This window comes from Sebaldella sp. S0638, assembly GCF_024158605.1.
GTDB lineage: Bacteria > Fusobacteriota > Fusobacteriia > Fusobacteriales > Leptotrichiaceae > Sebaldella.
The window spans coordinates 16,646-32,037 of record NZ_JAMZGM010000046.1; the positions used below are offsets into that span (position 1 = coordinate 16,646).

At 34.2% G+C, this 15,392-nt stretch carries 10 protein-coding genes; 4 read left to right on the forward strand and 6 right to left on the reverse strand.

The annotated features are described in order from the left end of the window. Positions 1 to 12: 12 nt before the first annotated feature. Entirely contained in the window at positions 13 to 1,041 is a 1,029-nt protein-coding gene (locus NK213_RS12570) for an ROK family protein (RefSeq protein WP_253349674.1), read from the reverse strand. A 187-nt stretch (positions 1,042 to 1,228) separates the two neighbouring features. Here NK213_RS12570 and NK213_RS12575 point away from each other — a divergent pair, with 187 nt between their 5' ends. After that, positions 1,229 to 2,044, forward strand: coding sequence for an HAD family hydrolase (locus NK213_RS12575; protein ID WP_253349676.1), 816 nt, complete (start codon positions 1,229 to 1,231; stop codon positions 2,042 to 2,044). A 71-nt stretch (positions 2,045 to 2,115) separates the two neighbouring features. Here the strand turns inward: NK213_RS12575 and ptsG are convergent, their stop codons facing one another. Next, a complete protein-coding gene (ptsG, locus tag NK213_RS12580; RefSeq protein WP_253349678.1) occupies positions 2,116 to 3,855 on the reverse strand; it encodes a glucose-specific PTS transporter subunit IIBC in 1,740 nt (579 codons plus the stop codon). A gap of 429 nt (positions 3,856 to 4,284) precedes the next feature. Between ptsG and NK213_RS12585 the strand changes: the two genes are divergently transcribed. The 3 genes from NK213_RS12585 to NK213_RS12595 all read left to right on the forward strand — a co-directional run bounded on the left by NK213_RS12585 (position 4,285) and on the right by NK213_RS12595 (position 7,000). Then, complete coding sequence (locus NK213_RS12585; RefSeq protein WP_253349680.1) at positions 4,285 to 5,454, forward strand: replication initiation protein; 1,170 nt, start codon at positions 4,285 to 4,287, stop codon at positions 5,452 to 5,454. 707 nt (positions 5,455 to 6,161) lie between these two features. Further along, on the forward strand, positions 6,162 to 6,536 hold the full coding sequence (locus NK213_RS12590; RefSeq protein WP_253349682.1) for a helix-turn-helix domain-containing protein: 375 nt from the start codon (positions 6,162 to 6,164) through the stop codon (positions 6,534 to 6,536). 167 nt (positions 6,537 to 6,703) lie between these two features. After that, the gene (locus NK213_RS12595; protein WP_253349684.1) at positions 6,704 to 7,000 is read left to right on the forward strand and encodes a hypothetical protein; all 297 of its coding nucleotides are present in this window, start codon (positions 6,704 to 6,706) and stop codon (positions 6,998 to 7,000) included. A 209-nt stretch (positions 7,001 to 7,209) separates the two neighbouring features. On the opposite strand, the gene NK213_RS12600 is transcribed toward NK213_RS12595, so the two are convergent. The 4 genes from NK213_RS12600 to NK213_RS12615 all read right to left on the reverse strand — a co-directional run bounded on the left by NK213_RS12600 (position 7,210) and on the right by NK213_RS12615 (position 15,316). After that, positions 7,210 to 7,803, reverse strand: a complete 594-nt coding sequence (locus NK213_RS12600; protein ID WP_253349686.1) for a TetR/AcrR family transcriptional regulator — start codon at positions 7,801 to 7,803, stop codon at positions 7,210 to 7,212. A 91-nt stretch (positions 7,804 to 7,894) separates the two neighbouring features. Further along, on the reverse strand, positions 7,895 to 14,737 hold the full coding sequence (locus NK213_RS12605) for an autotransporter domain-containing protein (protein ID WP_253349688.1): 6,843 nt from the start codon (positions 14,735 to 14,737) through the stop codon (positions 7,895 to 7,897). Between the two features lie 16 nt (positions 14,738 to 14,753). Further along, complete coding sequence (locus tag NK213_RS12610) at positions 14,754 to 15,020, reverse strand: hypothetical protein (protein ID WP_253349690.1); 267 nt, start codon at positions 15,018 to 15,020, stop codon at positions 14,754 to 14,756. A gap of 17 nt (positions 15,021 to 15,037) precedes the next feature. After that, on the reverse strand, positions 15,038 to 15,316 hold the full coding sequence (locus NK213_RS12615) for a hypothetical protein (protein WP_253349692.1): 279 nt from the start codon (positions 15,314 to 15,316) through the stop codon (positions 15,038 to 15,040). Positions 15,317 to 15,392: the final 76 nt, after the last annotated feature.

Consider the following 15,392-nt stretch of genomic DNA (forward strand, 5'->3'; position numbering starts at 1 on the left):
CGTTTTCTTTATTTATAATCCTATATTTTTATGCATTAACTGAGTGCCGAGAGTGCTTATCCCCCTGAAATAATCCTCTGAGCTGTCTTCTTTGAATATTACTTCGGGAAAACTCCCCTCCGGCATATATTCCCTGCATTTTTTTACTACAGAGTCAAGAAACTCTTCCCTGAATCTTTTTCCTCTCATAATAATAATATCAGGATTTATAGTGTAGTTTATTATCAGAATGAGCTTTACCAGAGCCTCTGTATATTCTGCATCTCCGCATTTTTCGTTAATAATATCATCTACTGTTTTCATTCCGTCTACAGGAATAAATCCAAACTCACCTGCGAAATTGTCTCTTCCCCTTATAATCTCACCGTTTGAAATAATTCCTGCTCCTGTACAGTCTTCTGCAAATTCTATATATACAGAACTCAGATTTTCAAAATTACTGTTTTTATTTTCCTCTGCAAAATTTATGCTGAAACCAAAAACTGTGGAATTCAGATCATTTTCCAATATAACAGGTATACCGAACTTATTTTGCATAAAATCTCCTATATCATTTATAATCCATTCCTTATTCAGCCCGCTTACTAAATATCCGCCGTTTTTCACAATTCCGGGGACACCCAGTGCAATGGACTTTATTACTTTCTGTTTCAATGCCTGTTCCGTAAAATCCGTTATTGCTTCCTGAATATCTTTATCCTTTATGTTTAGTTCACCGCTGTCTGTTTTTTCATTTAGAATATTTGAAATTATATATTTAACACTTTTACTCTCTATACAAAAGGCAAGGCTGTGATATTTTTCCTTATTAAAGTAATATCTTTCCGCCTTTCGCCCGCCGCTTGATTCTTCAAAGCCTCCCGTGATTATATCACCGTTTTCAATTAATTCTGTGAGAATAGTTCCTACTGTAGTGAGACTTATATTTGTCAGAGCAGCTATATTTGACCTTGTTATCATGGGATTTTCCAAAATAACTTTTTTTATTTCTGAAATATTCAGTTCTTTCATAAATTTAGGTTTTCCGGTTATTTTTTTCATTTTATACCTCATAAAGTTTTTAAATATACTTTTAAAATAATCTTTTAAAAGTATATTTTATTTTACTACAAAAAATAAATTTGGTCAATCACTTTTATTTTTTTGTCTTATTCAAATCTCTTACAATAAAATATTTTATAGTGTATAATAATTACACAACAATTTATTAAATGAGGAGAATTCAAAAATGATCAGAATGGTAGCAGCCGATATGGACGGTACAAGCCTTGGAACAGATGAAAATATTTCGAAAACTAATATAGAAACAATAAAAAAAGTAATAAACACAGGAACAGAATTTATTTTTGCTTCTGGAAGACCTGTTTACGGTATAAATCTGAAAATAGCCGATGCCGGTCTCACAGATAAAATCAGATATTTTATTGCTTATAACGGCGGCATTGTTTACGACACAGCAAACAAGGAATATCTCTACACTAAAATTATGGATTTTGAAATTATAAGAAAAATTTATAATATAATACAGCAGAATAATCTTGATCTTTGCTTCTGTCTTCATGAAGACGAATTTATTTATGTAACACAGGACAATGAAATAACTGCCCTTGAAGCCGAGAGCAACCATCAGACAAAAGTATTGATTGATAATATAGAAGATCTCTCAGAAAAAAAGTTTATGAAAATACTTCTGGTGGGGGAACATGAAAAATTAAAGCATGCTGCTGATATTTTCAGACAAAGTGAAGTCAAGGCTGATATTAAGACCATGTTTTCCCTTGATATGCTTCTTGAAATACTTCCTGTAGATTCTGACAAATCTGTTGCACTAAAATGGCTCTCAAATTATCTGAATATTCCGCTTTCGTCTGTGCTTGCCATAGGTGATGCCGAAAATGATATGGAAATGCTAAAGACTGCCGGCTACAGTGCTGCCATGCAGAATGCATACAAACATGTCAAAGAAATTGCAGATTACATTACAGAGAAAAATAATGATGAAAACGGTCTTACAGAATCCTTGGAGAAGTTTTTGGATTTATAAAACAAAGGGACTGCCGGCTTTAACACCGTGCAGTCCTTATTTTTGGCTTTATGTAAAACAATATATCATATTTATAATAATGTTCTTATCTCATCTTTTAATATTTCAGAATGTGTACCAAATATGGCCTGTACTCCTTCTTCCCCAACTTTTAATACGCCTTTTGCCCCAAGTTTTTTCAGTTCGTCGTCATTTACTTTTTTCGTATCCGCTACTGTTACTCTTAGTCTAGTTATACATGCATCCAGACTTTTTATATTTTCTTTACCGCCGAGTGCTTCCAGTACAGCTTTTGCCTGCTCGCTTTTTGATTTTGATATACTTCCTACAGGAGAAATATCCATATCATCTTCACGTCCCGGTGTTTTCAGGTTAAATTTTCTAATGAAAAATCTAAACAGACAATAATAAATTATCGCATAAAATATTCCCACAAGAGGTACTAAAAACCATCTTGTCTGGAATCCCCCTGTAATACCCGGAAATATTCCAAATAATGTGTAATCTATGAAACCGCCTGAAAATGTCATTCCTATTCTTACCTGAAGCATATTCATAATCATAAATGAAAGCCCTGCGAGTACAACGTGCAATCCGTATAATACCGGTGCTATAAACAGAAACAAGAATTCTATCGGCTCTGTTATTCCTGTTAAAAATGATGTAAGAGCTGCTGAAAACAGCACACCTGCTACCAGCTTCTTTTTGTTGTCCTTAGCTTCATGGTACATTGCCAAAGCTGCTGCCGGAAGACCAAACATCATAAATACGAATTTTCCTGTCATAAACTTACCTGCTCCTGAATATGTTGCACTGCTGAAATTCTTTACTCCGTCTGCATACATTGCAAACCATATTCTCTGATCTCCGTTTACTACCTGTCCGGCTTTATTAGTATATTCCCCGAACTGATACCAGAACGGCGAGTAAAACACATGGTGAAGCCCGAAAGGTATTAATGCTCTTTCTATAATTCCGAAAATAAATGTTGATATATTTGTATTCCCGTTATTGGCAAGGTTCGAACACTGTATAAGCAGATACTGTATAGGCTGCCATACAAACGGTAATATTAATCCAAGTAAAATTGCAAATACTGATGTCATTATAGGTACGAATCTTTTCCCTGCAAAGAATCCCAAAAATTGAGGAAGTTCTATTTTATAATATTTATTAAATATCGCAGCACCTAAAAGACCTGCTATTATCCCGCCGAAAACACCTGTCTGTAATGTAGGAATCCCCATTACTCTTGTATAACCATAAAGCTGACCTACAGTAAGACCTTTTATATTTGTTGCTGCTCCTACAAGCGTGTCAGAAAACTGCGAGTTATTCTGTAATATGTATTCGCCGGCTTTATATATACTGTCCATACTGTTGAATTCCATATTAGGTATTGCGTTCAGCTGCAAAGCTGTTCTTATTGTATCTACTCCTGATAATATAGCTCCTGCATTAGAAACTATTCCTGCTATTACATTCATGATCAAAAATCCCAAAACTGCTGCCAGTGCTCCTACACCGTCTCCGTTATTCGCGAAACCAATTGCTACCCCAATGGCAAATAATAACGGCAGATTACCAAAAACTATATCTCCGGCCTGTGTCATTAACAAAGCTCCGTATTGTATAAAATGATTTCCCAGAAAAGGCAGTCTTGTAATAAGCTCCTGCTGCTGCAGCCCTGCACCTATTCCAAGCAGAAGACCTGCCGCTGGAAGAATTGCCACAGGAATCATAAGCGATCTTCCTATTTTTTGTAAAATAGCAAACATCTTTCCAAATAAAGCATTTTTTTTCTTTTCCATAAATTTTCCTCCTAAAATTTTCATAAAACGCTTCTAATAGTCAGTTTTATTGAATCCATGTAATATTATTTCGTTTTTTTGTTCTCTATTCAAAAAACTCATTTTAAACAAAGATTAAACATATAAAGCATTTTATTTTTCTTATTTATATTTCAAAAGCACTTTAATTCATCTTAGACTAGTATATATAATAGGATTTGTTATGTCAATCTTTTTTTTATGGTCACTTTACACTTTACATATAAAAAACTGTTTTTTGATTATTTTAAGAATAAATATAAATTATGAAATAATTATTTTAAAACGAATATTATATATTATTTTTTTTCGTTTTTTATGGTATAATTCTGAATATGCATAAAACACTGACTTTTAAAATTATTTTTTTTAATGAATTATTACTTTTTAGAATTGGAAGGAATAAAAGAAATGACTGAAATATTTAATTTTACCCCAACAAAAAAATCGAAAAATTTTACTGTAAACATAAGGCTGAATAAGAATTTTTCAAGGACTGAAAAGGAGTTTTTCGAACTTCTGCTTTTTAATTTTGATCTTACTTCGGCATATATAAGTCTCGACTCAAAAGATCTGATGAAAATACTAAATCTGGACACTGACGCTAAATTACAGGATTTTCTTCTCAAAATTACAGATAAGAAAGTAATTTATTCCATTACAGAGGAAGATACTGTTGTATACAGCGGATCTTTTTCTCCTGTTGCTTCTTATTTTCAGAAAAAAGAAAAAATATATATTCTTACAGCTGAAGAATTAAAAATGTTTCTTACAGAGGAAAATATTTTCTCTCATTTTAATTTTAAGAAATTTATTTTTATGGAAAAAAATCTTTCCCTTATTTTGTATAATCATTTAAACAATATTCTGCCGGGAGCCACTCTCTCTGTTACTATTGCAGAACTTAAAGAACTATTTGAACTGGATGATTCATATACCAGAACTTATGACTTTGAAAAACATATTCTGAAAAAAGTAGTAAAAAATATAAATAAATACACTGATCTGGAAGTAAAATATGAAAAATCACCACATACCGGCTCTGTTATCAATTTTAATTTTAAAAGCACATATCGTGAAAATATTTTTGAAAAAACAAGAGAAATTATGGACACCATAAAATCAAAGATAATTAATTATGAGAATGTCTATAACCTCATTATTAATTATCTGGAAAAAAGAGGGCACAGCTATGTTCATAATAATATTTCCTATATTAACAGTCTGAAAGATATCCGGAATTTTGACGCATATTTGAGAAAAGCACTGCTTTATGATCTTTATTCTTCCAGTTTAAAAAATGTAAAGTCAGAAAGCAAATTTATCAGTTTCTTTGAAAAATATCATGTTTACAAAAATTCAGTGACACTGCAGAATGATCTGTATAAATATATAAACAGTATTTTGTACATTACTTCTTCTCTTGAGGAACTCTACTCCTTTGAAGTCATCAATGAAATCAAAAATCTGGAAGACGGATCTTTTTTTAATTATAAAAATGATGATTTTGAAATATTTGTAGAATTCTCACAGCACAAAAGCAGTTCTATACAGCTTCTTATCAGGGAAGACCTTATATAAAAGAAAAAAGACTGTGTAACATTATATCTGCAGACAGATCAGGACAATGCCGCGCTAGAAGCATTATCTCTTTCTGTCTGTTTTTATAAACCAGTCTTTTTAGAGATTAACCTTACAAGTAATTTTTATATATTAGTTAGTTTCTCCTGTTTTTACTGCAACTGACTTTTTTGCCGATTACAGATATTTTCTGCCGTATGTTTCTTATGATTATAAACGGATAAAAATTGATATTAAAAAAATCTCCCCGGCTTATATCAGGAAGATTTCAGATACAAGCCATTTGCTAAATTTCAAAATGGCCTGTTATTATTAAGATATTTTATATCATAATACATCAAGCCTTGTATAATTATTATTATTGTTATTATTATCAAATTTATTTATTTTATATATAGTCATAAAACTGCTCCTTTTTTATTATTACACACTAAATAATATACTATCCTTATGCTCCAGTCAAATTTATATTTATTATTTTTATGATCAGTTTCATAAATAAATTATTATTTTTCACCTAATGGTAATTTTTTGAATCTGTTTTCAATTTTTTGCTCTCTTTATCTTATGGGAAAAATAACAGCAGTCCTTTATTTTTCAACACTCGATACTTTTATATACAAAAAAAATCTTGTATTTTAAAAATTCATATACTATACTTGGTGCAAGTATAAAAATATTTTATTTATAAAAAGGAATGAGTAATTATGTATGAACATAAACTGGAAAAAGAGATATGGTGTCCTATTGAATATGGTCTGGATGTTTTCGGCGGAAAATGGAAATCCCGGATTATATGTGTTATTGCCGCTAACGGTATAATCCGTTATAATGCTCTTCGCAGAGAACTTTCCAATGTCACTGATGCAGTTCTCGCAGCTATGCTGAAAGAAATGATTTCTGACGGGCTGATAAACAGAAAACAGTACAATGAAATGCCTCCGAAAGTGGAATATTCCCTTACGGAAAAAGGTGAGTCCGTTTTGCCGATTCTTCAGTATATCTGTCAATGGTCAAAAAATTATACAGAGGTCGATAAAGAAAAAGTTCTTTCTTCCTGCAAAACATGTGATCAGTTTTAATTTTAATTCAAGAAATGATCTGAACCAAAATGGTTCGGATCATTTTAAATTCCATACTATTAAAAAACATAGTTACTAATAAATTTATTAATACTTTATTTTTTCGAGTATTACTGATAGAGTATACTCAAGAAGATCGATCTCAAAAAATTATTAGGAGGAATATAATGCAGACAAAAATAAAAGCATTTCTTGAAATAACTATGAATATAAATGAGGAGAACAGAGCCGCTGCTGCAAAAGTCTATACAGCTTTCAAACAGCCTTTTCTTTCAGAAATAAACGGAGCTGTTACTAAAGACCTTTTAATCAGACCGGAAGATGTTCAGGTTCTCCATGGTTTTACAAGTGTAAAATCTGCAGCTGAATACTTAAAAAGCGAAATGTTTCAAAACGACGTTTTTGTGGGCTTAAAAGACCTTTGGACTACAGATCCCGATGTTCGAATATATGAAGCAGTGTAGATTTACACTATATCTTGCTCTGAAAATTCCGGATGTAATCCGGATTACAACAGCAAAATTCTAATCAAACCCGCTATAATTATTATTCCATATGAATATAACAAATTATCCGGATTTAATATACAGGGCTGTATCAAAAGATATTTCACTTTTAATACAGCCCCTGAAATAAACCTGCTGACTGCACAATTTCTTAAAATGCTGAATTGTTAAGTTAATTCTGCTTTCAGATTATTTTGTTCATATTTTTTATGATTTTCCATTTCCATATTTCCCCAAAAAGACAAACAGATTTCTTTTATCTCTTCTTCATTTAAATTTCTGTTATTTACTAATTTATTTACATACAGCACTTCATATACTGAACCTAGAAACATACTCAGTTTCAATGATATCCATTTTTCATATACTGCGTTCAGCTTTTCTTCCAGCAATATATTTTTAAATTTTCGCAAAAAATCATGGGGATTTGATTCCTCATCAATAAAACACGAACCCCTTATACTCATCAGAAAATACAGTATTTCATCCCTTTCCTCAAAAAATCTTATCAACGCCTTTGTCAGACTGAACAAATACCCCTGTTTATTACTCTCTAATTTCACTCTGTTAAGGCTTTTTATTATTTCATCATAAGAATAATCCATTGTTTCTTTGTATATCTCATTTTTACTCTTGAAATGATAATATAAATTTCCGGGACTTGATTCCAGTTTCTTTACTATTTCTCCTATTGATGTCTTCTCCAGTTTCTTCTCTCTTATCAGCTCCAGTGTTATTTTAATTACATCTTTTCTATCCATTCTTATCCTCCCAGAGATAAGAAAAGAGTGTTTCCGAATTGAACATACCAAAGTTTTTTCCGGAAACCCTCTTACTTCTCTTGTTTGTTAATTAAAATACTGCCTTTAAAGTTACTCCTGCTCTGTAATCATCCTCTTTATCATTTCCTGTTGAGTATTCTCCTGTCAGGAATATTCCGTATCTGTCTTCTACTTCTACTCCTATCGCTGCCCTTGTTCTAAATGTCCCTTTTTCATCTTCCGGCTTTGATAACTTATGATAACCATCTTCTATGGCTATTAATCTCGCCTTCTCTCTTTCATTCAGGTCTGCAAGCTCATATTCATACGCAAGATCAAGTGTCCCTTTCAGCTGCCATGCTGTTTTTGATCCTAAAGGCAATGCTCCTTTTAGTTCCACTCCTGCTCTCGGCTTTGCACTCCATGCATCATTTCCTTCCACTTCCAATGTTTCAAGACCTTTCTCCTCAAATGACGGTCTTGTCACATACATTGCTTTAAATGCTCCATAAGGCATTATACTTGCTTTTTTTCCCAGTCCGAATTTCTTGCCCAGTATATTGTCACTTGTTATACTGTATGTTTCATATGTACCATTCATTTCTGATCTTTCCAGCGGTGAAGGCCAGTCTATGTTTCTGTCCACATTATGGATACTTGCTCTTCCTGTCAGATCATTTCTTACTTCCCAGCCGTTTGTCTGATACTTGTTATGTACTCCTAACTGGATTGTGTCTACCCATTCTTCACTTTCATTTCCGTCTTTAAATTCAAATCCTGTGTGAACATATCCTAATGAATACCCGAATGTATGTTTATATGTTCTTTCCACTTCCCTTAGTGCCAGTACTCCTGCTGTTGTATAATCATAACCAACAACTCCGTCTGTTTCTTCTTTATTCTTTCCTTTTCCTGCTATTATACTTATCTTTACATTTTCTTTTGTGTTATTAGTTGAATCCTGCAATAAATGCAGTGAATCTTCAAATGCTTTTGCTATATCATATTCTCTTTGATTTATGTTAGCATATACATTTCCTGCAAGACTTGCCATTATCTGTCTGAATTCCGGTTCATTTGTTATGTATGCTGTTTTATTGTAGATTTTCACCGCATCTCCTGTTGCACTCAGATAATTATTTTCCAGTGCTGTTCCAAAATCTTCAAACCATAATCCGTCTGTAAAGTCTGTAAATGCTTTTCTTGACATATATACATCTGCTCCCGCTGAAGTAGCTTTTGGTGTAGCTTCCCATAATAATGAACCGCTTACAAAGTCATACTGTCCTGATGATGCATTTATTAACCCTTCCAGTTTATAGACATCTGCTATTGTTCCGTCAGAGAACCCCGGAAGTATTACTATCGGCTTTGATGTCAGAACTTCATCTGCTATTATTGAAGTTCCTGATAATTCAAAATCATAATTAGGGTCTGATGACGGCTGAGCTGTAGTAGGATCTGGCTTTATCATTACCTGTACACCGTCTAATGCCAATACTCCGTTTGATTTTATGATTCCAGCATTTATCAGTGCAGGCAGTGTATGAACACTTCCTAACGAGCTTATTACATTAGCTGTAGTACCTCCGTTTATAGTTGCTGTTCCTGTTCCTACACTATGTGCCGTATCATCCGGATCTGACGATACAAATATCTTACTGTTCAATCCCGATATATTAATTGTTCCTGTATTTGTTATTACTGTTCCTAGATTACCATACATACCTATTGCATCGTTACCTGTTATATTAATAGTACCGTGATTTATTATCTGTGATCCTGCTCCTTTTCCTGCCATTCCTATTGTGTTATCACCTGATACATTTATAAATCCGCCGGCTTCATTTGTTATTATTCCGTTTTCCGTATACATACCTGTTGAATAATCACCTGTAGTTGTTACAGTACCAAAGTTGCTTGCTGACCCGCCTTTGGCCACTATTCCGTATCCGCCGTAACCTGCTGATATATTTCCGCTTACATGGTTTACAATTGCAGCATTTTCTCCGTATATTCCCACAGAATACTTGCTGTTCTGCACATCTACATTTGTTGTTCCTGCCACGAATACAATATCCGAGTCACCCACTGCTACTGTTCCGAAGTTATCTACAGTTCCTCCGTAATTATATATCCCTACGTTATTATTTCCTGTTGTTCCTAAAATGATACCTCCGGCGTTATTCGTCATAGCAGCCCCGCCTATTTTACTTGCAGGGTCTTGTGCCATATAGAATCCTACATTATCTGATCCTGACATTATGAGAGTTCCGTCATTTGTCACTGTAGTTCCTTCTGTACTGTACATATATACTGAATCAGTTCCTATACTGCTGTTTGTTCCTGTTCCGTTTGTGAATGTACCGCCTTTTAGTATGAAACCGTAGTTGCTGTTTCCTATGTTAAGATTAGTTGAATTCGTTACTGCTGAATATACTCCGTATACTGCTACTGCATTTGGAGACCCCATATTAAATACAGATCCTGTATTCAGATTAACTGTTCCTCCTGTGGAATATATTCCTACTCCAGAATCACCTACATGATGTACAGCTGTGGCATTACTGTTAACAATTCCCTGATTATTATAGATACCAATTGAATTTATTCCTGATATTACAGTTCCTGCATTTGTTACTGTACTTCCGGCTACAGCACTGTATATTCCTATGCTTGGATCAGAAGTATTTGATGAGTCTCCGACTTTTACCAATGCTCCAAAATTATTATCTATTGAATGATTATTAGCACCGATAACATAAATACCTATTGATTTATCACCTGTTAAATCAATATTTCCGTCATTAATTATCTGCATTATGCTTGCTGCATTATTATCAGCATATATTCCTATTGTTCCTGTACCTGTACTTATTATATTTCCTGATGACATATTATGCGCCATTGTACCATCTTTTAGATATATTCCCTGTGAACCTGTTCCTACTGTTATCGTTCCGTCATTTAAAACAAATGAACCTGCTCCTGAGGTCATCAAACCTGCTGATGCATTTCCTGCTGTTATTGAATTTTTGTTACTTAATCTGGAACCATTTTTTCCATATAAGCCTACAGAACTATCGCCCAAAATTATAACTCCGTTATTTTCAGCATCTGTCCCTGGGGTCATTCCTGCCGGCAGAGCTCCGGCATACTGTCCGTCCAGTGCCACTGCTGCCACATTTGTTGCTCCTGATGCTGCTGTTATATTTGAACCATTCAGGTATATTGCGGAATTTGTTCCTGTTACCAATGTTCCGTTTGATGCCAGACTGCTGGTTCCTGTGTATTCAAATACTCCGCCTGCTATATTACCAAGCGTGTATGTAGAACCGGGTGCTACGCTCAGTACATTGAAATTATTTGATACTGTTCCGCTTGTATTCATATTAAATAAAACTACATTTTGTCCAGAAATGTTAATATTCCCAGTTCCCGTGAAACTTGTATTGCCGTCCAGATAAATCCCTAATGCATTATCGCCATTCAGGTTTATCGTTGTTCCTGTTAGTGTAACGCTGCTATCTTTTCCATAAAGAGCAATTCCATTTTTACCTACTGTTATTGTAGACCCTGCATCTGTTATTGTTCCTTTATCCACAAATACTCCCACTGCATTTTCAGAAGCTCCCATATCTACTGTTCCGCTCGCTAAGTTTATTGTTGAATCTGTTAAAATTCCTGTACTGTTATTATTTGCATATATTCCTATGGCATTGCTTGAAGTCCCTGCCTGTATCAAACCATTGTTTGTTATGTCTATTTTCCCGTCTCCAAAACTCTGAGCCGTTCCTTGTTTATATCCTTCTGCATATATTCCTACACCTGAATTGGAAATTCTTATTGTTGAACCAGCCTGATTATCTATTAGTGAGCCGTTTGCTCCATATATTCCTATAGCATTATTTCCATTCATGTTTATTAGACTTGAAGCGGTATTTCTTATCTCTCCGTAGCTGGCATACATTCCTACAGATCCTGCCCCGTTCAGTGTTATATTTCCTCCAATATTCGTCAATGATACAGTATTTCTCGCAAGTGAAAGTCCTCCGGTATCAAGACCATTTTCCTGCCCCATTGCTACCTGTCCCGAATCATTTCCTGTTATACTCTGACCAGTATTAGTTATGCTTGAAGTTGCTATCTCCAGATTATTATAAGCATCTCCTGTATTATCAAGGTTTATTCCCTGATTTATATTTAAAAGACTTTTATACATCATATATGTCTTATAGTCTGTTCCATTTACTGTGGGTCCTCCTGGTATACTTCCGAGAGGAGTTGAAGTAGTGCTTAGATCTATTGATACGTTATCCACTATGAATAATCTGGAACCTGAATCCATTGTTAATGTCAGATTTCCTGCTGTTCCATTAAATGTACTTGCAAAATACGCACTTAAATCTGATACTGATAGTGTCGGCAGAACACCTGTCCCTGTATAATAAAAGGCTGTTCCTCTGTTACTTGAATTCGTACCGCCCTTTATTGTAGATGACACATTTGTTAAATCAAAAGTACCGCCGTTTTCACTATAAAATAATAATGATCCCTGCCCTGTTTCAGTAGTTACATTATTTAACTTTATCATTCCTGTTAATCCCTTAGAATAAAGATTAAAAGCTTTATCAAGAGTTTTTATACTCCCGCCAGTTATATCTATCACTCCTGTATCCGCAAACAAACCTGTAGATTCCTGTCCTGATACTTCTACTGATACATTTCCTGTTGATGTAAAAGTAGAACCTGTACCTATTACTGCTACTCCCACAGAACCTATTTTCTTGACACCATCATCATATACTCCGCCGCTTACTGTTGTATTTCCTGTGTTCGTAATATTAGCACCATTATTTGCTATGTAAGCTATCGAAGCATTTCCATCTACTGTTACAGCACTTGCATTTGATATTATTGCATTATTATTCGCAAATATTCCCAGCTGGTTATTACCGTTTTCAGCCTTTAACGTGGTATTAGCACCTATTGTTATTTTTGAATTACCTCCGTCTGCTGCAATTAAAATATTCCCTATTCCTCCGTCACTGACTATGCTGTTATTTTTAGCATTATTGTCTAAAGTTACCTCTCCTCTGGTTACAACCAGACCCATTCCTGACTTAGAATACTGGTCTAATTTAATATCATAATCGTCGAATGTCAAAGAATAAGCCGGCGCATTATAATTAACAAAAATCCCTATAACTTCGTCAACATAATCCGAACTGTTACTTCCCAGATTTCCTGTAGAAGCGGCAATATTTTTCGTATTCCCTATATTAAGTTTTATTACAGAATTTCTAAAATCAAAGTGTGGATTTAATACTTGAATTCCTACTGATTCATCCCCATTTATGTTCAATGGATTATTTAGTATTATTTGTGAATTCCCATAATTAAAATATCCTGTTCCGTATGTATCATAAGTGGCTGTTACATCTGTACCACGGTAATCCACCTTTTGATTTAATGCTACTCCATAACTCTGAGCTCCATTTAGTGATATAGTACCATCATTAGTAAATACAGTACCTCCATTTGCACCATTTCCCGGTGTGGCATAATTAGCCAGTATATCTCCTGTACCATTTGTTGTTATTGATCCTGTTGCTGTATTTGTAAAATAAAAATATCTGTTGTATCTGGCCATTCCTGCTGTATCATCATTTATTGTTGTAAATATTACTCTTTGATAAGGTGTAAGTCCTGTATATGTGGTTCCTTGACTTGTCGTAGCTGTTGTACTTGCATCGGCTATTACTGTTCCATTATTTATCATACCTGAACCTGTTGTATAACTCGAATGTGATTGAACTCCGTATAATATAATTTTTTGCCCTGACATATTTATTTTAGTATCTGCATCCAGTATCCACAAAGAATCTTCCGTATTAAAGTTATGAGCATCAGTATGAAACAGCATTAAATAAGCAGACGGCTTATTACCTACACCTATAAAATTCATAGTCATATTCTCTATATCTATAGGATGGCTCCCTACCAGTTTCATTACAGCATGTGTCGAAGTTTGGTTCGTCCAGTCAAAATTTTGTATCCCGTTATTTGTAGCTGTATGCCCTGTACCAGTGTATCCTGTTGCCTGTGTATCATGTATACTCAAATCGAATCTCTGCGCTGCTGCTGTTGATGTACTCACAGCATCAAGAGTTCCGCCGCTTGCCTGACCTACTAGTTTCTGTTGTGCTATTGGTGCCACAGAACCATTTTGTGTTATCCATTGAGAATCTCCATTTCCTGATCCCGGAAATGCAAGCGATATACTAACAGGTGATGGTGCTGCTACTGTGGGAATACTAGGGCTAATAGGCTGAAACTCTATTGGATTTACCTGTGGAATTGATATTCCCGTAGGCGGAGTAACACTTATAACATTGGGATTAACATTTATTTCATTTACCGGAGATAAATTCAGATTCAATACATCTTTCGTCATCCCCTTCAAAGGAATACTAACCCCTAAATTTATATCCTTAGGCTGCTGCAAAGGCTGATAAGGTTTCCCTGACATTCCGCTGATACCTCCGCCTGTTGTTACATAATTACCGTTTACATCGTAATACCCCGTCACCTTTGAATGATATACCGCATTTTCTTTGGAATTATCCACTCCCTCATTATATTCTTCATAAAATCCCGTAAAAAATACCTGCCATTCCAGATATTCAGGTTTTACTATATAATCTCCCTGTAAATACAGGTCTTTTAATTCTTTATTTTTTTGATTGAGTATTCTTTCTATTGTTTGATAGGTCTTTTCGCTTGAATTACCTTTTTCTATATTTTTCACTATACTGTTATACATTCTTTCATACTTTACAGGTGCCGCTGATGCTGATGCCCCTTCTGCATGAGATGCCAGTATTGCATTTAGTGCCAGAAATGATACTAATAGTTTTTTATTTCTTTTCATTATTCCTCCCTGTTTTTTATCTTATATTATTTGCCGCTTTATACTGCTCTATTCTAAATAACAAATCTTCTATTTCCTGTATTTCGTTTACTTTTTTATCTATCTGTTTATCTACTTTTATTAATTCTTTTTCCAGTCTCTGACCGCTGTTCAGATGCTTTCTGAGATTAGTCCATTTTCCTCTTGCTCCTTCTCTCAGTTCTCTTCTGTATTCATAAGTCGGTGCTGAATAAAGCATCGTTCCAAGAGCTGTTAAAAATAATAATATTACTGTTTTTTTCATTTTCCCTCCTTAAAATGCTATCTTTTTCTCATTCTGTTAATTTCATCAGGCATTAATTCCTCTTCCTCTGCTTTTATTCTATCCAGCATTGTATACCAATAACCCCTTCTTTCAGGTAGTTTTACATATACAGATTCCTGTCCCCTTCTCAGAGCTTTCTCATATGACGAATAAACCCCGTCCTGATCATAATCCTTTGTTATACTGTCTTCTAAAGATTTCTCCACTTTTATTTCTTCACTATAAACCGCAAATGACAATGTAAGCAGTGAAAAAATCAAAATTATTTTTCTCATTCTACCTCCTTGTATAATATGTTTGTAGTTAAAAAAGCTAAATTAACTACTTAAAATCTTTGTTACTTTATGTAAT